Origin of the sequence: Sphingomonas sp. DC5200-1 (genome assembly GCF_049897245.1) — a bacterium.
GTDB classification, from domain to species: domain Bacteria; phylum Pseudomonadota; class Alphaproteobacteria; order Sphingomonadales; family Sphingomonadaceae; genus Sphingomonas; species Sphingomonas aquatilis.
Map to the genome: position 1 here is coordinate 263,310 of NZ_JAFCVW010000004.1, position 16,591 is coordinate 279,900.

The following is a 16,591-nucleotide window of genomic DNA, read 5'->3' on the forward strand; positions in this document are numbered from 1 at the left end:
TCATGCGTCTTAGCGATTTCATTGAGGCGACACTTTCGGAGATTGGACTCGGGGTGCAGCGGGCCAAGGTTCGCTCTAAGAACCTTATGGCGGTAGCTCCCAATCGGGTGGCTAACCAAGAGGTCGGCGGTAAAACGGAAGTGACATTTGATGTCGCGCTGGCCCTGACCAACACGACTATTTCCGAAAGCCAAGCTGGCGGTAAGGCTGGCTTCGGCGTAAACATTTCTGTGGTAAAGGCAGAAATTGGCACCGACGGAACAGTTAAGTCAACCGACAGCGACAGTAAAGCCCATACGCATCGGGTGACTTTTTCTGTACCCGTCTACTTGGCTGCTCATTTTCGTCAGCCGGGCGCGCTGGCTGAAGAAGAGCAGGCGCTGCAAGAGATAGACACGCGCCAGGAAACGCAGCGCGGGTCGAAATGACGAAACTTGGCCTCAAACGGACATTGGGGCCGGGCCAGCTGGCGATGATCGCGATCGGCGGGGCGGTCGGCACCGGGCTGTTCCTGGGCAGCGGCTTCGCGATCCAGCTCGCCGGGCCGGCGGTGCTGGTCAGTTATGCGATCGGTGGCCTCATTACGCTGGCGCTGATGGGGTGCCTGGCCGAAATGACCGTCGCCGATCCGGCGACCGGATCGTTCGGGCTGTTCGCCGAACGCTACCTCGGCCGGTTCGCCGGTTTCCTCGTCCGCTACGCCTATGTCACCTGCATCATCCTGGCGATCGGGACGGAGGTGACCGCGGTCGCGATCTATATGCGCTATTGGCTGCCCGACGTGGCCGGCGCGTGGTGGATTGGCGGGTTCGGTTTGGCGCTGCTCGCCGTCAACCTCGTCAGCGTGCGGGCGTTCGGCGCGGTCGAATATCTGTTTTCGGCGATCAAGGTCGTCGCGATCCTCGCCTTCATCGCGCTCGGCCTGTGGGTGATCGGCCGCGGCGCACCGGGCGTCGGGCTGGCGAACTACACCGCCCATGGCGGCTTCGCGCCGCACGGTATCGGCGGCATCTGGAGCGCGGTGATCGTCTCGATCTTCAGCTACCTCAGTATCGAAATGATCGCGGTCGCAGCCGGCGAGGCACGCGATCCGGAACGCGCGATCGTCCGCGCCTTCCGCTCGACGATGCTGCGCCTCGCGCTCTTCTACCTAGGCAGCCTGGCGGTGATGCTGGCGGTGCTGCCGTGGACGCAGGCCGGCACGGCGACCAGCCCCTTCGTGACGGTGATGGCGGCGAGCGGCCTGCCCTATGCGGCAGGCGTCATCAACGCCGTCGTGCTGGTCGCGGCATTGTCGGCGATGAACAGCCAGCTCTACACCGCCTCGCGCATGCTGTTCAGCCTGGCGGACAGCGGCCTCGCGCCGCGGCGGCTCGGCGCGGTGGATGTGCGCGGCGTGCCGGTAGCGGCATTGCTCGTATCGGCGGCGGGGATTGCGGTGGCGGGCGGCGTCTATGCGTGGCGGCCCGATGCAGCGCTCGGCGTGATGATCGCCGTGTCGATCTTCGGCGCGCTGTTCACCTGGGGCATGATCTTCGTCACGCACCTCGCCTTCCGGCGACGGCACGGCGTGCCGGCGGGGTTCCGGATGTGGGGCTATCCATGGGTGAGCCTCGCCGGTGTGGCAGCGATCCTCGCGATCCTGGCGACGACGCCCTTCACCGCCGCCTTCTCGCTGACGCTGGTTTATGGCGTGCCGGTGCTGGCGGTGTTGGCGGGGGTGTATGCGGCATTCCTACGCCCACTTTCGTCATCCCGGCGGACGCCGGGATCCATGGGTACGAGGGGCTGATCGTAGCACGCGCCAATCGACGGCATCGAGTCCATGGATCCCGGCGTTCGCCGGGATGACGAAAAACGGGGTCATTCCCCCGTCCGGGTCTTCACCTTGTTGGGCAAATCCTTGCCCTTGGTCCGGCGCGAAGGCAGCTGCACCGGGTTCTTCTTCTTCCATTCCTTGAAGGTCATCGGACCTTCGGGCGTGTCGACGATCGTGTCGTCCAGGCTCATGGCCAGTCTCCTCAGCGCGTCGGCTCGGGTTGCGGTCCGCTGTAATCGTAGAAGCCGCGGCCGGTCTTGCGGCCGTACCAGCCGGCCTCGACATACTTCATTAGCAGCGGGGCCGGGCGGAACTTGGGGTCGCCGGTGCCCTCGAACAACACGCGGGTGATTTCGAGGCAGGTGTCGAGGCCGATGAAGTCGGCCAGCGTCAGCGGCCCCATCGGATGGTTGAGGCCCAATTGGCAGGCAAGGTCGATGTCGCGGATCGTCGCGACGCCCTCGCCGAGCGCGAAGATCGCCTCGTTGATCATCGGCATCAGCACACGGTTGACGATGAAGCCCGGCGCGTCGTTGGCGCGGACCACCGCCTTGCCCAGGCGCTCGGCATAATCCTCGATGACGCCGACGGTGGCGTCCGACGTCGCAAGGCCGCGGATCACCTCGATCAGGCCCATCACCGGCACCGGATTGAAGAAATGCACGCCGATGAACCGCGCCGGATCGGGCGTCGCCTGGGCGAGGCGGGTAATCGGGATCGACGAGGTGTTCGACGCGAGGATCGCATCCGGCCTGAGCACCTTGCCGACGGTGCCGAAGATCGCCCGCTTGATCTCCTCGCGCTCGGTCGCCGCCTCGATGACGAGGCCGCAAGGCGCCATGGCGGCGACGTCACCCACCGGCTCGATCCGGTCGAGCGTCGCGTCACGCGTCGCGGCGTCGATCCTTTCCTTCTCGACCGCACGGGCGAGCAGCTTGGCGATCCCCGCCTTACCCGCCTCGGCGCGCTCGACCGACACGTCGGACAGGATCACGCGATAGCCCGCCGCCGCGCTCACCTGCGCGATGCCGGCGCCCATCTGGCCCGCACCGATCACACCCACTGCCTGCATCATGTCTCTCCATCGATCGCTTTGCCGTTCGCCATAGCCGCTTTCCCGCCGCCTGCCAGCCGGATAGGCTCGCACGCACAGAGGAGAGGGGCATGATCGTATTGGGGGATAGCGGCCTGTTGCGGCCGGGCCGATGGCGGTGGCTGGCGGCGCTCGGCTGGATGGTCGCGCTGTTCGCGGTGATGAGCGTCCTGCTCTTTCCCGGCTGGCTGCATGCGGCACCCGCCTATCGCGATGCGGTGCGGATCGGATCGGTGCTGGTCGCCTACGCGGTCTATGCGCTGGCGGTCCGCTACGGCGAGCGTCGCGCGCCGGTGGAGATCGCCGCCCGGCCGTTGCTGCCCGAACTGCTCGCCGGCCTCGCGATCGGGGCGGGGATGTTCGCGCTCGTCTTCACCAGCCTGCGCCTGCTCGGCGTCTATACGCTCGCGCCCGGCCAATGGGGCGACTGGCCGAGCGACATCGTCTGGGCGCTGCGTACCGGGTTCGCCGAGGAATTGCTGCTGCGCCTCGTCGTGTTCCGTCTGCTGATGCGCGCGGGCGGCCTGTGGCCGGCACTGGCGATCTCGGCGCTGCTGTTCGGTGCGATGCACCTCGCCAACCCCAATGCGACGCTGGTCGCCGCGCTGGCGATCGCGGTGGAGGCGGGGCTGATGCTCGCCGCTTTCTACCTCGTCACCGGGCGCATCTGGATGGCGGTGGGGGTGCATGCCGCGTGGAATTTCGTCCAGGGGCCGGTGTTCGGCGCGCGCGTGTCGGGCGGCACCGACACGGGCAGCCTGTTCGTCAGCGCGCCCGTGCAGGGCAGCCCCGACTGGCTGAGCGGCGGCGCCTTCGGACCCGAAGCGTCGCTGCCCGCGGTGATCGTCGGCTTCGTCATCTTCGTCGTGGTGCTGCGGGCGGCGTTGCGGCGTTGGAACCGGGAACCCGTTCGCTGAGTAGGACCATCATGACCCGCCATGTCGCCCTCGCCGCCCTGATGCTCGCCGCCTGCTCCAGCCAGCCGCAGGCTGACGCGACGCCAACCCGGACGCCGGAGGCCACGCCCCGCACGGCGGCACGTCCGCCCGCGACGGCGAAGACGGATGCGCCGGTCACGCCGAAACCCGGCGTGCTCAAGACGTTCGGCGACTGGCAGGTCGGCTGCGACAATGGGCTGGTGTGTACCATGGCGTCGCTGCTACCCGACGATGGTGCCGGTGCGGGCGCGACGCTCAACCTCACGCGCGACCCGGGCCCGCAGGGTCGCTATCATGCGATGTCGGGGGAGGGCGCGACCGATGCGTCGGGGCGCACGCCCGCGGCCCGTTTCACCGTCGACGGTCGTGATCTGGGCAGCGACGCAAATGCCCTTGCCGCCGCCATGGCGAACGGTCGGGTTCTCAAAGTGCCCGGCGGCACGATCTCGCTAAAGGGCGCTTCGGCCGCGTTGCGCTACATCGATGCGATGCAGGGGCGCGCGGGGACCGTGACGGCCACCGTCGCGAAGGGCGCCAAGCCCGCAGCGAGCGTGCCGCCCGCACCGGCGCTGCCGATCGTCGCCGCACAGCGGCTGACGCCCTATACCGCCAAGCTGCCGGCATCCGTGGTCGCGACGATGAAGCGGATCGGCCGGTGCGACCTGTCCGAAGGGATGGACTCAACCCCCTCGGTCGCCAGGACGCCGGACGGTCGCCTGCTGGTGATCCAGCCCTGTTCGGCGGGGGCGTATAACGTCATCGGCGCGCTGTTCGTCGTCCGCGGCACCGACGTCCGCCCGGCGCAGACCGACGCGCCCGCCGGCTTCGACGCGACGGGCGCGGATTCACAGACCCCGGTCCATAGCGTCGTCAACGGCGATTTCGACCGCAACGTCCTGACCAGTTACGCCAAGGGCCGTGGCCTGGGGGATTGCGGTGTGGGGCAGACCTTCGCGTGGGACGGCAGCCGCTATCGTCTGGTGTCGCAGGACGAGATGAGCGAATGCCGCGGCAATACCGAGTATATCGCGACATGGCGCGCCACGATGCGGCCGTGACGCCTTGCGGCGGCTGGCGCGCTTACGGCGCCGGCCGCTCCGGCTGCGCTTCGGCGAGGTAGAGGCCGAACAGCCCCTTGGGGTCGGTCCATTCGCGGATCGGCGTCCACCCGCCCGAACGCAGCAGGATACGTGCATCGCGCGAGGCGTATTTGTGGCTGTTCTCGGTGTGGATGCTCTCGCCTGCACCGATGGCGAAGGGGCGCCCTTCGATGGTGAAGGCGACGTCGCGCTGCGCCACCAGATGCATTTCGATCCGCGCCCGATCGTCGTTCCAGCGCGCTTCGTGCGCGAAGGCGTCGACCGGGATCGTGCCGTCCAGCTCGCGATTGATCCGGTCCAGCAGATTGAGGTTGAACGCCGCCGTCACACCCGCCGCATCGTCATAGGCGGCGACCAGCGTGCTTTCGTCCTTGATCCGGTCCATGCCGATCAGCAGCATCGCGCCTTCGCCCAGCGACGCGCGCATCGCGCGCAACAGGTCGACCGCCATCAGCGGGATCATGTTGCCGATCGTCGAACCGGGGAAGAAGCCGAGCTTCGGTGTGTCCGCCACCTCGGCCGGCAGCGTCAGCGGCCGCATGAAGTCCGCCTCGAACGGCAACACGGTCAGGTCGGGGAAGGCTTCGCTGAGCACGCGCGACGATTCGCGTAGGAAATCGCCCGAAATGTCGATCGGCACATAGGCGGACGGCGCGGCACAGCGCAGCAGCAGCGGCGTCTTGGTCGACGATCCCGATCCGAACTCCACCACCGCGCGGCCGCGGCCGACGACCTCGGTCACCTCGGGGCAGATCTCTTCCAGGATCGCGGTTTCGGTACGCGTCGGATAATATTCCGGCAGCACGGTGATGTCCTCGAACAGCTCCGATCCGCGGCGATCGTAGAACCAGCGGGCGGGGATCGCGCGCGGGCGCCGCTCAAGCCCCGACAGCACGTCGGCACGGAATTGCGGATCGGCGAGGCTCGCCTGACCGTCCTCGATTTCGGGCTTCAGCATCAGATATCCTTGGCGAGCCGGACGCCGGTGAATTGCCAGCGCTGGTGGGGGTAGAAGAAATTGCGATAGCAGGGGCGCACATGGCCGCGGGGCGTGGCGCAGCTGCCGCCGCGCAGCACGGACTGCCCGCTCATGAACTTGCCATTATATTCGCCGACCGCGCCGTCGACGGTGCGAAAGCCGGGGTAGGGGCGATAGGCGCTGCCCGTCCATTCCCACACGTCGCCGAAAAAGGCGGGATCGCCGGGGGCGGCGGGGCGCGGCTCGACCGGGCCGGCGCCGTCCATCTGGTTACCACCGGCCGCGTCGGCCGCTTGCGCAGCGGCCTCCCATTCGAACTCGGTCGGCAGGCGCGCGCCGGCCCAGGCAGCATAGGCGTCCGCTTCGTACAGGCTGACGTGCGTCACCGGCGCGGCGGGATCGATCGGCCGGCGTCCATCCAGGCCGAAGCGCGTCCACACGCCGTCCTGCCGTTCCCAATAGAGTGGCGCGGCGATGCCGTTCGCCTTCACCCATGCCCAACCGTCGGCGAGCCAGTGCCGCGCGTCCGCATAGCCGCCATCGGCGATGAACGCCGCCCATTCGCCATTGGTGACCGTGCGGTCGGCGATGGCGTGGCGGGCCAGCAACGCATCGTGCCGCGGCCCCTCGCAATCGAAGGCGAAACCATCGCCATCGTGCCCGACGCGGACGATTCCCGCATCGCGCTCGATCCAGCGGATCGGCCCCGGCATCGCGACCGGCACCTTGGGCGCGGCGGGCCACAGCGCGGGCTCCAGCGGATTTTCACCGAACAGGTGCAGGATATCGGTGACGAGCAGTTCCTGATGCTGCTCTTCGTGATGACAGCCCAGCGCCACCAGCTCGCGGGCGGCATCGGGCAGGCCGGGCAGCGCCGACAGCAGCGCCGCATCGACATAGGCGCGATAGGCCAGCACCTCGTCCAGCGTCGGCCGGGTGATCATGCCGCGGCGATCGCGCGCGTGACGGCGGCCCTCCGCCTCGTAATAACTGTTGAACAGGAACGGGAAGCGTTCGTCATGCAGCACATAGCCGTCCACGTGATCGCGCAGCACGAAGGTTTCGAAAAACCAGGTGGTATGCGCGAGATGCCATTTGGCCGGCGACGCATCGGGCATCGACTGGACGCTGGCGTCGGCGTCGGACAGCGGCGCGGTCAGCGCGACGGTGAGGGCGCGAACCCGATCATAACGTGCGGCAAGGGCGGCATCAGGGCCGGGTGCGATCTTCAACATGGCCGGCCCCTCCTGCGCAAAGCGCGTCCGTCACGCGCGCGCAAGATGCTGAAGCGCATGACAGCCCAAAGGGTTGCGCCGAGCCGATGATAAAGTGGATTCGTCCCGATCGATATTGCGCCCGGTCGCAAGTCCTCCCCCGCCAGGGGGAGGTGGCATGCCGCAGGCATGACGGAGGGGGAGGTCAGCGCAGCGCTTCGGCTCCTGTCCGCCGCCTCCGCCCCGCCTCCCACAGCGCCATCCCCGCCGGAAGAGGACGAGCCCGCCCCATCGCCTGGCGATTGCCCCCAGCCTCTTGAAAGCAAAGGCCGCCGAACCCGCCACGCGCCAATCCCTTTGACGCGCGCGCCAAAGCCGATAGGGTCCGCGCGATGGACGACACCCACGCCGCGCCGATCCCGCGCTCGCTCTTCGCCTTTTCGATCTTTTACGGCGGCATGGTCTGCATCGCGGGCGTGCTCGGCAACAAGCAGGTGGCGCTGGGGCCGTTGTCCGCGCTGGGCCCGTTGGTCGGGCTGGGGCCGCTGGCGGTCGAAGCGGGAATCTTCGCCTTCCTGCTGCTCGTCGTCACCTCCAGCGCGATGGCCGAACTGCACGGGCGCGGCATCGCCAACCGGCTGGTGCAGATCGGCTTCGTGCCGCTGATCGTTTCGATCCTGTTGTCGTTCATCGTCCATGCGCTGCCCGCCGCGCCCGAGATGCAGCCGGCCAATCGCGATGCGATCCAGCTCGTGCTCGGCGGTACGTGGCGCATCTGGCTGGGCGGAATCGTCGCCTATGGCATCTCGCAGACGCTGAACGTCACGATCTTCGCGGCGCTGAAGGGGCGCGAGGGCGGCGGCCTCCTCTGGCTGCGTGCCGGCATCGCCAGCATGCTCAGCCAGATCGTCGATACCTTGCTGTTCGTCACCATCGCCTTCGCCGGCGTCTTCCCGATCGGCGAGCTGCTGGCCGGGCAGATGATCGTCAAGGTCGTGCTCTCGGCGCTCCTCGTGCCGCCGCTGATCTACGTGTTCGTCGGCCTCGGCAAGCGGCTCGACCGCCAGGCCTAAGTTCCCCAAGTCCTCCCCCGCCAGGGGGAGGTGGCAGCGAAGCTGACGGAGGGGGCGGTCAGCGACGCCGCCCGTCATGGCCCGCCACGCCTCTGTCGCGCGGCGGCAGGACTATGAGGACCGCCCTTGGACCGCTAAAGGCCGCCGCATGACCGACTCCGCCGCCACCGCTGCCCTGCTCGCCAAGGCCGAAACGCTGACCGAGGCTCTGCCCTATCTGCAGCGCTATGCCGGTCAGACCTTCGTCGTGAAATACGGCGGCCATGCGATGGGCGATCCGGAACTGGCGCGCGATTTCGCCGAAGACGTCGTGTTGTTGAAGGCGGTCGGCATCAATCCCGTTGTCGTTCACGGCGGCGGGCCGCAGATCGGCGCGATGCTGAAGCGTTTGGGCGTCGAATCGCGCTTCATCGACGGCCTGCGCGTCACCGACGCCGAAACCGCGCGCATCGCCGAAATGGTGCTGGCGGGATCGATCAACAAGGAAATCGTCGCCTGGATCGGGCAGGCGGGGGGCCGCGCGGTCGGCATTTCGGGGAAGGACGCGAACCTCGTCACCGCGATGAAGGTCGGTCGCGACACGCCCGATACGTTGCAGGGGATCGAACGTCACGTCGATCTGGGTTTCGTCGGCGAACCGGTGGCGGTCGACCGCACCATCATCGATACGCTGTCGGCCAGCGGCATCATCCCCGTCGTCGCGCCGATCGCTCTGGGTGCGGACGGACACACTTACAACATCAACGCCGATACGATGGCGGGGGCGATCGCCGCGGCGCTGGGTGCCTCGCGCTTCTTCCTGCTCACCGACGTCGCGGGCGTGCTGGACAAGGACAAGGTGCTTCTGACCGACCTCGACCCCGCGGGCATCGCGGCGCTGAAGGCGGACGGCACGATCTCGGGCGGCATGATCCCCAAGGTGGATACCTGCGTCGCCGCGGTCGAGGCGGGGGTGGACGCCGCGGTGATCCTCGACGGGCGGGTGCCGCATGCGATGCTGCTCGAAATCTTCACCTCGGCAGGCGCGGGGACGTTGGTCCACGCCTGACCGACAGCGCTTGGCCGCGCCGGGTTTAATCGCTAGGTCCGGCCTCTACCCATAATCCGGAGCCCAGGCGTGGTCGCGCTTTCCCTGATTCAGATCATCATGATCCTGCTCGACGTGCTGTGGTGGATCATCATGGTCCAGTTCGTGCTGTCGCTGCTGATCGTGTTCAACGTCATCAACACGTCGAACAATTTCGTGCGCTCGCTCCACTACGGGCTCGATTCGCTGACGGAGCCGCTCTACCGCCCGCTCCGCCGCGTTCTGCCCAACATAAATGGAATCGATCTGGCGCCGCTCGCGGTGCTAATCATCATCCGCATCCTAGACTCCGTCCTCCTCCCCAATATCGCCGCTGCGATCCTGACCAACGGCGCGGCCTGAGGCGTCGCCGATGGCCGCCTGGACGGTGCGCGACGATGGCATCGTCCTTGCCGTTCGAGTGACACCCCGTAGTGGGCGCGATGCCTTACTGGCTGCCACCGAAGATCATTTTGCCGCGCGACTGGCCGCCGCACCGGTCGACGGCAAGGCGAATGCGGCGCTTCTCGCGCTGGTGGCGGACCGGTTCGGCGTTCCGAAGCGCGCGGTCGCGCTTATCGGCGGAGACACCGCGCGATTGAAGCGGCTGCATGTTGCGGGGGATGCGGCCGTGCTGGCGAAAACCGCTGCCGCCCTCTATGACGTGGCGCCATGACCGCCACGATCATCGACGGCAAGGCGCACGCCCTTGCGCTCCGTACCCGCACCGCCGCGCATGTCGCCGCCTTCCGCGACGCGACCGGCCGGGCGCCCGGCCTAGCCGTCGTCCTGGTCGGCGAGGATCCGGCGTCGTCGGTCTATGTCCGTTCCAAGGGCAAGGCGACGCGTGAGGCCGGGATGGAGAGCTTCGAGCATCGCCTGCCCGCCGACACGGATGCGGATGCTTTATTGGCTCTGGTACGGCGGCTGAATGCCGATCCGACCGTCGACGGCATCCTTGTTCAGCTGCCCCTGCCGAAGCATATCGATGCCGAAGCGGTGCTGCTCGCGATCGATCCGGACAAGGACGTCGACGGTTTTCACCCGGTCAACGCGGGACGCCTCGCGATCGGTGCGGAGGGGTTCGTGCCCTGTACGCCGCTGGGTTGTCTGATGCTGCTGCGCGACATCCATCCCAGCCTGTCGGGCATGGAGGCGGTGGTCGTCGGTCGGTCGAACATCGTCGGCAAGCCGATGGCACAGCTGTTGTTGCAGCAAAGCTGCACCGTCACCGTCGTCCACAGCCGCACGCGCGATGTCGCGGCGCATTGCCGGGCCGCCGATATCGTCGTCGCGGCGGTGGGCATCCCCCATTTCATCCAGGGCGACTGGATCAAGCCGGGCGCGACGGTGATCGACGTGGGCATCAACCGGACCGAGACGGGGCTGGTCGGCGACGTCGATTTCGCTGCCGCCAAGGACGTGGCTGGCGCCATCACGCCGGTCCCCGGCGGCGTCGGTCCGATGACGATCGCCTGTCTGATCCGCAACACGTACATATCCGCCTGCCGCCGCGAGGGCATGAGCGTCGCATCGTGATCGAGCTGTTCGTCTCGTCGCTCATCACCTTCTTCGTGGTGATCGACCCGCCGGGGTGCGCACCCATCTATGCCGGCCTGTCGTCGGGCGCGTCGCCGCTGCAGCGCCGCAGCATGGCCATCCGCGCGGTCGGCGTAGCAAGCGCGATCCTGTTCGTCTTCGCGCTGTTCGGCGAGAAACTGCTCCACGGCCTGGGCATCAGCCTGGCGAGCTTCCGCATCGCGGGCGGCATCATGCTGTTCCTCATCGCGCTGGAAATGGTGTTCGAGAAGCGCACGCAGCGCCGCGAGGATCGCGCCGCGGAGGTCGCCGCCGATCCGGAAGTGGAGGACGTGTCGATCTTCCCGATGGCGATGCCGATGATCGCCGGACCGGGATCGATCGCGACCGTGATGCTGCTAATGGCGCGTACGAACGGGCTGGAAGCGACGCTGGTCGTGCTGGCCGCGATGGTGACGATCCTGCTGCTTACGCTGGTCGCGCTGCTCGCCGCGGGGCCGCTGATGCGGCTGCTCGGTACGCGGATCGAGGCGGTGATCACGCGTCTGCTCGGCGTTCTGCTGGCGGCGCTGGCGGTGCAGTTCGTGATGGACGGGTTGCAGGTCAGCCTGCGCTGATCGGCTTTATCGCGGCGCCACCAGCGGTGCGAAGCGGGCGACCTGACGACCGATCAGGCACAGTTGATCGTAGACGGCGGGATCGCTCGCGCCACCTTCGTCATCGAATTTGGTGATCTGCGTGTTAATGGCCGCGGCAAAGGGCGTCGGCCAGCCGCGCAACGCGTGGACGATCGAGCGCAGCGCCGCAATCGTCGATCCCGTCGCCTGCCAGCCATAAGCGGTGGCGATCAGCCCCACGGGCAGGTCGGCGAGATAGGGGCGTTCGTCGCGCGCGGTTTCCTCCAGCAGGTCGAGCGCGTTCTTGACCACGCCCGAGATGCTGCCGTGATAGCCCGGGCTGGCGATGATGACCGCCGATGCGCCGCGCACCGCGGCGACGAACGCCTGTTCGTCCTCCGTCCGGCTCGTCGCGCGCGGATCGTAGAGCGGCAGGCGCGCCATGTCGGCGCCGCCGAACATCCGCGTTGCAAAGCCCTCGCGTTCCGCCGCGTCGAGCGCAATGCGCAACGCGCGCTCGGTCGAGGAAACTCCGCCGATCGTGCCGCCGATACCGACGACGAGCGGGGGTGAGGAGGGCTGCTGGGTCATGACCCCGCGATAGCGCTCCCCGCGAGCCTGCGCCAGCCGCTGGCGTTCGCGCCTGCAAAAGGGTAAATGGGCCTGCACCTCCCCCACAGCGTCCGGCCCTTGCGCGTGCTGTTGTAGGATAGTAATACACGTCATGGCTGACCGCTGGGACGAGCCGATGCGTCACGAACCGATCGATACCAACCGCCGCGGCAGCATCGGCCAGCGCTACGACCTCGACGACGGGGAAGATCGCTTCGAATCGGCGCCGCGCTGGCGTCGCGACGAGGCGCGGGCGCCGGACGAGGATCGGTACGCCGGGCGGTTCGACGCCTTCCTCGATTCCGAACAGGACGCCGTGGCAGAGCCGCCGCCCCGTCGGCCTCGCCATATCGGCCGCTGGATTTTGCGCGGTATCGCCGCGGGCATCGTCCTGCTGGTCATCGCGATCGGCTGGCTCGCCGTGACCGCGCCACTCAGCAAGTCGCTGCAGCCGCCGACGCCGCCGTCGATTACGCTGACCGCGGACGACGGCACGCCGATCGCCCGGCGGGGGGCGATCATCGACAAGCCGGTCGACGCCGCCAAGCTTCCCCCGCACGTCACCGAGGCGTTTCTGGCGATCGAGGACCGGCGCTTCCGGTCGCACTGGGGCATCGATCCGCGCGGCATCTTGCGCGCTTTCGTCCACAACGTCGGATCGGGCGGCGTGCGGGAGGGGGGCAGCACGATCACGCAGCAGCTCGCCAAGAACGCCTTTCTCGACTCAGACCGCACCGCGGCGCGCAAAATCCGCGAGGTCATGATCGCCTTCTGGTTGGAAGCGTGGCTGTCGAAGGATGAAATCCTGTCGCGGTATCTGTCGAACGTCTATTTCGGCGACAACGTCTATGGCCTGCGCGCGGCGTCGAAACATTATTTCGGCCGCGAACCGGAAAAGATGAATATCGGGCAGGCGGCGATGCTGGCGGGGCTGGTCAAGGCGCCCTCGCGCCTTGCCCCGACGAGCAATCTGGAAGGTGCGCGCAAGCGCGAGATGGTCGTGGTGCGCGCGATGGTCGATGCCGGGTTCCTGACCAAGGCCGAAGCCGCAGATGTCCAGCCGCAGCGCGTGCTGGCGAGCCGCCCGACGAGCCTGCCGAGCGGCACCTATTTTGCCGACTGGGTGCTGCCGCAGGCGCGCGACCAGGCGGGCGAGATCAAGACCGAAGCGACGGTGAAGACGACGCTCGACCGCCGATTGCAGCGCACCGCCGAACGTGTCGTGCGGCAGGCGGGGCTGCGGCAGGCGCAAGTGGCGCTGGTCGCGATGCGACGCGACGGCCGCGTTGTCGCGATGGTCGGCGGCAAGGATTACACCAAAAGCCCGTTCAACCGGGCGACGCAGGCGCAGCGACAGCCCGGATCGACGTTCAAACTGTTCGTCTACCTTGCCGCGATGCGGAAGGGCATGACGCCCGACACGATGGCGGACGACACGCCGGTCGAGATCGCCGGGTGGAAGCCGAAGAACGACGATGGGCGCTATCTGGGGCCCATCCCGCTGCGCCGTGCCTTCGCGCGTTCGTCCAACGTGGTCGCGGCTCGGCTGACGCAGGAAGTCGGGGTGCGCAACGTCATCAAGGCGGCGCGCGACCTGGGCATCACGACGCCGATCCCGAACGAGGCGACGATCGGCCTCGGCACGGCGGAAGTCTCGTTGCTCGAACTGACCGCAGCCTATGCGGCGATCGCCAACGGCCAATATCCGGTGCGACCGCGCGGGCTGGAAGAAACGGGCGACAACAAGAGCTGGTACGAATCGCTGACCGGCGGCACCACCAAGATGCCCGACGACATCCGCGAGAAGATGCTCGACCTGCTGTCGTCGTCGCTGCGCGGTACGGGACGCGAGGCCGTGCTGAGCACGGACGCTTATGGCAAGACCGGCACGTCGCAACAGAGCCGCGATGCGTGGTTTATCGGCTTTGCCGGCGATCTGGTCGTCGGTGTCTGGGTCGGCAACGACGACAGCTCGCCCAATCCTGGCCTGCACGGCGGCGGCGTACCGGCGCAAATCTGGCGGAACTTCATGGTTTCCGCGCTCGGCCTCGCGCCGCCACAGGCACCGGTGGTGGTCGAGGAGAATGCCAGCGATCCCGAAACGATCGTCGGGCCGGAAGACCCCGTCGGCGACATGATCGACCAGGCGGGGCCGGAGGTCGAAGGAACGCTCGACGGCCTGGGCCTGCAGATGAAGATGGGGCGCGACGGCAGCATCAGCATCACGCCCGGCCGCGACCGCGAACCGGATGCCCCACGAGAGCCTCGCGAGCCGCGTGCACGGGGTGATGAGGGTGGCGAACGGGAATGATCCGGACGGCCCAAGGCATTTCGATGAATCAGCCCAACCTTCGGCTTTACAAACTACTCCTGCGGCGATGACGCGGAGGGACGATGCAGCCGGTGCAGCTCCGGCTGATGTCGGCCCATCTTTTCCGGTCACCGTTCACTGTGCCAGCCCGTGCTTACTGACGCTGATCCTAGCGGCGGAGGACGACCCGATCCTGCCGATAGCCGGCGGCCACCAACTCGCCGCGCTCGGCCGCCGGGGGAATGCGATCCGGTGGTGCCCTCTCCCTTATGCCGGCCACGACTTCAATGCGGCCTATGAGGGCATTCCCAATCAGACGGTGCGGCAGATGGTCGGACGGTTCCTGGCCGAGAATGATCCCGGCCCGGCCCGCTGATCCATTACTTCGTCGCCATCCACGCGCGGACCTTGTCCTCCAGCACCGGCATCGGCAGCGCGCCGCTGTCGAGGACCGCGGCGTGGAAGCCGCGCGGATCGAAGGATGCGCCCTGCTTGGCCTGCGCTTCCGCCTTCAGCTTCAGGATGGTGAGCTGCCCGATCTTATAGGCAAGCGCTTGCCCCGGGATGGCGATGTAGCGTTCGACCTCGGCGGTCGCGTCCGTCTTTGCCATGGCGGAGTGGGTCAGCATATAATCGATCGCCTGCTCGCGGCTCCACCCCTTGGCGTGGATGCCGGTGTCGACGACGAGGCGCATCGCGCGTAGCATTTCGTCGTTGAGGCCGCCCATCCGCTGGTAGGGATCGGTTTCCATGCCCAGCGGCTTCCACAGCGTTTCCGCATAGAGCGCCCACCCTTCGACATAGGCGGTGTTGCCGCCGAAGCGCATGAAGGCGGGCAGCGCGGCATTTTCCTGCGCAAGGCTGATCTGGAAGTGATGGCCCGGCACCGCTTCGTGCAGGAACAGCGTTTCCATGCCCCAGGTGTAGCGGACCGGCAGGTCATAGGTGTTGTAGTAGAAGACGCCCGGCCGCGTCCCGTCGGGGGTGCCGCCCTGGTAGCTACCCGCCGCATCGCTCTTCGCGCGGTAATCGGGCACCGGCCGGATTTCGAGCGGCGTCTTGGGGATCACGCCGAACTGTTCGCGCACGCGGGCGTCGATGCGCTTGCCGATCGCTTCAAAACCTTCGCGCACGGCTTCGGCGCTCGTTGGCTGGAAGCGCTTTTCGGTGCGGAGATAGTCGAAGAAGGCGGGCAGCGTGCCCGTGAAGCCCGCAGCGGTCTTTTGCGCCTCCATTTCGCGCGTGATGCGCGCGACTTCGCTGAGGCCCAATTGGTGGACCTGCTCGGCGGGCAGCGGCAGCGTCGTATTCTGCTCGATGCGATAGGCATAGAGCGCCGCGCCGCCGGGCAAGGCCGACAGGCCGACGGTCGCACGCGCCTTGGGCAGATAGTCGGTCTTCAGGAAATCGCGCATGCGCGTGTGCGCCGGGGTGATGACGTCGCGAACCTGCGCGGCATAGGCCGCGGTCAGCCGCTGCCGGTCGGCGGCGGAGATGCTGGCGGGGAACATCGTGACCGGCGCGTAGAACACCGATCCTTCGACGCCCTGCGCGATCAGCGCATCGAACTGCGCGATCATATTCTCCACGACCAGCCGCGGCTGGACGACGCCTTTCGCCATGCCTTCGCGGAAGCGGGCGATCGCGCGATCGTACAGCGCGGCATAGCCGGCGTTGCGCTTCAGATTGTTTTCGTAATCGGTGACCGTCTTGAACGGTGCCGCCCCCTTGCCGCCCGCGAAATCGGGATAGAAGGTCTGGAAGCCGCTGAAATGATCCATCGGCAGCAGCCGGTCGACCGCCTGGATCGCGGGAGCATAGCCGCGCAGGTTGATCTCCGCCTGATTGCGGAACACGTCATAGGCGAGCTGGTCGACGCGGGTCAGCTTCGACCGGTCGATCGCCTTCAGCGCGGCGAGGTCGGATTCGAGGTTGCGCTTGTCGCGCGCGGTCGCGGGATCGCTGATGTAATCGCCGAAGCGATCGGCATAGCGCAGGTCGCCGCGGAAGATCGCACTGATCGGGTTGAGCGCCAGATCGCGTTCGTCGCTGTCGTAAAACAGGCGCTTGAGCTTCATATCCTCCGCGCCATCGCCGGGCAGCGGGGCGGGCGGCGGCAGCGCCTGGCCGAGGGCCGGCGCGGCGACGGAGGCGAGCAGCAAGGCCGCAGCAAGAAAACGCATCTATAAATCCCCTTCTCCAGCAGCACTTAGCAAGGCCGGGCGGGGAT

Annotated in this window: 18 protein-coding genes; 12 read left to right on the forward strand and 6 right to left on the reverse strand. The window is 67.5% G+C overall.

Translation table 11 applies throughout. The features are described from left to right. The first annotated feature begins 2 nt into the window (after positions 1 to 2). Both ACP7A3_RS10315 and ACP7A3_RS10320 read left to right on the forward strand, forming a co-directional pair. Positions 3 to 428: a hypothetical protein gene (locus tag ACP7A3_RS10315; protein ID WP_426255511.1), complete on the forward strand. Its 426-nt coding sequence runs from the start codon at positions 3 to 5 to the stop codon at positions 426 to 428. After that, positions 425 to 1,792: an amino acid permease gene (locus ACP7A3_RS10320; RefSeq protein ID WP_426255512.1), complete on the forward strand. Its 1,368-nt coding sequence runs from the start codon at positions 425 to 427 to the stop codon at positions 1,790 to 1,792. The genes ACP7A3_RS10315 and ACP7A3_RS10320 overlap by 4 nt, the downstream gene beginning before the upstream one ends. A gap of 71 nt (positions 1,793 to 1,863) precedes the next feature. Here ACP7A3_RS10320 and ACP7A3_RS10325 read toward each other — a convergent pair whose 3' ends face one another. After that, a complete protein-coding gene (locus tag ACP7A3_RS10325) occupies positions 1,864 to 2,010 on the reverse strand; it encodes a hypothetical protein (protein WP_017980396.1) in 147 nt (48 codons plus the stop codon). An 11-nt stretch (positions 2,011 to 2,021) separates the two neighbouring features. Beyond that, the gene (locus tag ACP7A3_RS10330; RefSeq protein ID WP_426255662.1) at positions 2,022 to 2,891 is read right to left on the reverse strand and encodes a 3-hydroxybutyryl-CoA dehydrogenase; all 870 of its coding nucleotides are present in this window, start codon (positions 2,889 to 2,891) and stop codon (positions 2,022 to 2,024) included. 92 nt (positions 2,892 to 2,983) lie between these two features. On the opposite strand from ACP7A3_RS10330, the gene ACP7A3_RS10335 reads away from it, so the two are divergent. Together ACP7A3_RS10335 and ACP7A3_RS10340 are read left to right on the forward strand one after the other, a co-directional pair. Then, positions 2,984 to 3,829, forward strand: a complete 846-nt coding sequence (locus tag ACP7A3_RS10335; protein WP_244057147.1) for a CPBP family intramembrane glutamic endopeptidase — start codon at positions 2,984 to 2,986, stop codon at positions 3,827 to 3,829. Positions 3,830 to 3,840: 11 nt separating this feature from the next. After that, positions 3,841 to 4,908, forward strand: coding sequence for a DUF1176 domain-containing protein (locus ACP7A3_RS10340; RefSeq protein WP_426255513.1), 1,068 nt, complete (start codon positions 3,841 to 3,843; stop codon positions 4,906 to 4,908). A 22-nt stretch (positions 4,909 to 4,930) separates the two neighbouring features. Here ACP7A3_RS10340 and egtD read toward each other — a convergent pair whose 3' ends face one another. Then, complete coding sequence (egtD, locus tag ACP7A3_RS10345) at positions 4,931 to 5,908, reverse strand: L-histidine N(alpha)-methyltransferase (RefSeq protein ID WP_294313707.1); 978 nt, start codon at positions 5,906 to 5,908, stop codon at positions 4,931 to 4,933. Beyond that, positions 5,908 to 7,164, reverse strand: coding sequence for an ergothioneine biosynthesis protein EgtB (egtB, locus tag ACP7A3_RS10350; RefSeq protein WP_426255514.1), 1,257 nt, complete (start codon positions 7,162 to 7,164; stop codon positions 5,908 to 5,910). Before egtB ends, egtD begins: the two co-directional genes overlap by 1 nt. Before the next feature lie 371 nt (positions 7,165 to 7,535). On the opposite strand from egtB, the gene ACP7A3_RS10355 reads away from it, so the two are divergent. The 6 genes from ACP7A3_RS10355 to ACP7A3_RS10380 all read left to right on the forward strand — a co-directional run bounded on the left by ACP7A3_RS10355 (position 7,536) and on the right by ACP7A3_RS10380 (position 11,438). Continuing rightward, the gene (locus ACP7A3_RS10355) at positions 7,536 to 8,216 is read left to right on the forward strand and encodes a queuosine precursor transporter (RefSeq protein ID WP_426255515.1); all 681 of its coding nucleotides are present in this window, start codon (positions 7,536 to 7,538) and stop codon (positions 8,214 to 8,216) included. Between the two features lie 148 nt (positions 8,217 to 8,364). Beyond that, on the forward strand, positions 8,365 to 9,264 hold the full coding sequence (gene argB, locus ACP7A3_RS10360) for an acetylglutamate kinase (RefSeq protein WP_043060974.1): 900 nt from the start codon (positions 8,365 to 8,367) through the stop codon (positions 9,262 to 9,264). A gap of 69 nt (positions 9,265 to 9,333) precedes the next feature. Further along, the gene (locus ACP7A3_RS10365) at positions 9,334 to 9,645 is read left to right on the forward strand and encodes a YggT family protein (protein WP_017980388.1); all 312 of its coding nucleotides are present in this window, start codon (positions 9,334 to 9,336) and stop codon (positions 9,643 to 9,645) included. Positions 9,646 to 9,655: 10 nt separating this feature from the next. After that, the gene (locus ACP7A3_RS10370) at positions 9,656 to 9,958 is read left to right on the forward strand and encodes a DUF167 domain-containing protein (RefSeq protein WP_426255516.1); all 303 of its coding nucleotides are present in this window, start codon (positions 9,656 to 9,658) and stop codon (positions 9,956 to 9,958) included. After that, positions 9,955 to 10,821 (forward strand): bifunctional methylenetetrahydrofolate dehydrogenase/methenyltetrahydrofolate cyclohydrolase FolD, encoded by an 867-nt coding sequence (folD, locus tag ACP7A3_RS10375; RefSeq protein ID WP_426255517.1) that lies wholly within the window; start codon positions 9,955 to 9,957, stop codon positions 10,819 to 10,821. The genes ACP7A3_RS10370 and folD overlap by 4 nt, the downstream gene beginning before the upstream one ends. Beyond that, positions 10,818 to 11,438 carry a MarC family protein gene (locus tag ACP7A3_RS10380; RefSeq protein ID WP_043060971.1) on the forward strand — a complete coding sequence of 207 codons (621 nt, stop codon included), beginning with the start codon at positions 10,818 to 10,820 and terminating at the stop codon, positions 11,436 to 11,438. Before folD ends, ACP7A3_RS10380 begins: the two co-directional genes overlap by 4 nt. 6 nt (positions 11,439 to 11,444) lie before the next feature. Here the strand turns inward: ACP7A3_RS10380 and ACP7A3_RS10385 are convergent, their stop codons facing one another. Next, positions 11,445 to 12,029, reverse strand: a complete 585-nt coding sequence (locus ACP7A3_RS10385) for an NADPH-dependent FMN reductase (RefSeq protein ID WP_017980384.1) — start codon at positions 12,027 to 12,029, stop codon at positions 11,445 to 11,447. Between the two features lie 133 nt (positions 12,030 to 12,162). Here ACP7A3_RS10385 and ACP7A3_RS10390 point away from each other — a divergent pair, with 133 nt between their 5' ends. Further along, the gene (locus tag ACP7A3_RS10390) at positions 12,163 to 14,361 is read left to right on the forward strand and encodes a transglycosylase domain-containing protein (RefSeq protein WP_426255518.1); all 2,199 of its coding nucleotides are present in this window, start codon (positions 12,163 to 12,165) and stop codon (positions 14,359 to 14,361) included. 67 nt (positions 14,362 to 14,428) lie between these two features. Next, on the forward strand, positions 14,429 to 14,737 hold the full coding sequence (locus ACP7A3_RS10395) for a hypothetical protein (protein WP_426255519.1): 309 nt from the start codon (positions 14,429 to 14,431) through the stop codon (positions 14,735 to 14,737). 4 nt (positions 14,738 to 14,741) lie between these two features. Here ACP7A3_RS10395 and ACP7A3_RS10400 read toward each other — a convergent pair whose 3' ends face one another. Further along, a complete protein-coding gene (locus ACP7A3_RS10400; protein WP_426255520.1) occupies positions 14,742 to 16,544 on the reverse strand; it encodes a DUF885 domain-containing protein in 1,803 nt (600 codons plus the stop codon). Positions 16,545 to 16,591 lie beyond the last annotated feature (47 nt).

Coding starts and splice junctions, on each gene's coding strand:
- ACP7A3_RS10315 (WP_426255511.1), top strand. CDS start 3: ATGCGTCTTAGCGATTTCATTGAGGCGACACTTTCGGAGATTGGACTC.
- ACP7A3_RS10320 (WP_426255512.1), top strand. CDS start 425: ATGACGAAACTTGGCCTCAAACGGACATTGGGGCCGGGCCAGCTGGCG.
- ACP7A3_RS10325 (WP_017980396.1), bottom strand. CDS start 2,010: ATGAGCCTGGACGACACGATCGTCGACACGCCCGAAGGTCCGATGACC.
- ACP7A3_RS10330 (WP_426255662.1), bottom strand. CDS start 2,891: ATGCAGGCAGTGGGTGTGATCGGTGCGGGCCAGATGGGCGCCGGCATC.
- ACP7A3_RS10335 (WP_244057147.1), top strand. CDS start 2,984: ATGATCGTATTGGGGGATAGCGGCCTGTTGCGGCCGGGCCGATGGCGG.
- ACP7A3_RS10340 (WP_426255513.1), top strand. CDS start 3,841: ATGACCCGCCATGTCGCCCTCGCCGCCCTGATGCTCGCCGCCTGCTCC.
- egtD (WP_294313707.1), bottom strand. CDS start 5,908: ATGCTGAAGCCCGAAATCGAGGACGGTCAGGCGAGCCTCGCCGATCCG.
- egtB (WP_426255514.1), bottom strand. CDS start 7,164: ATGTTGAAGATCGCACCCGGCCCTGATGCCGCCCTTGCCGCACGTTAT.
- ACP7A3_RS10355 (WP_426255515.1), top strand. CDS start 7,536: ATGGACGACACCCACGCCGCGCCGATCCCGCGCTCGCTCTTCGCCTTT.
- argB (WP_043060974.1), top strand. CDS start 8,365: ATGACCGACTCCGCCGCCACCGCTGCCCTGCTCGCCAAGGCCGAAACG.
- ACP7A3_RS10370 (WP_426255516.1), top strand. CDS start 9,656: ATGGCCGCCTGGACGGTGCGCGACGATGGCATCGTCCTTGCCGTTCGA.
- folD (WP_426255517.1), top strand. CDS start 9,955: ATGACCGCCACGATCATCGACGGCAAGGCGCACGCCCTTGCGCTCCGT.
- ACP7A3_RS10385 (WP_017980384.1), bottom strand. CDS start 12,029: ATGACCCAGCAGCCCTCCTCACCCCCGCTCGTCGTCGGTATCGGCGGC.
- ACP7A3_RS10390 (WP_426255518.1), top strand. CDS start 12,163: ATGGCTGACCGCTGGGACGAGCCGATGCGTCACGAACCGATCGATACC.
- ACP7A3_RS10395 (WP_426255519.1), top strand. CDS start 14,429: ATGACGCGGAGGGACGATGCAGCCGGTGCAGCTCCGGCTGATGTCGGC.
- ACP7A3_RS10400 (WP_426255520.1), bottom strand. CDS start 16,544: ATGCGTTTTCTTGCTGCGGCCTTGCTGCTCGCCTCCGTCGCCGCGCCG.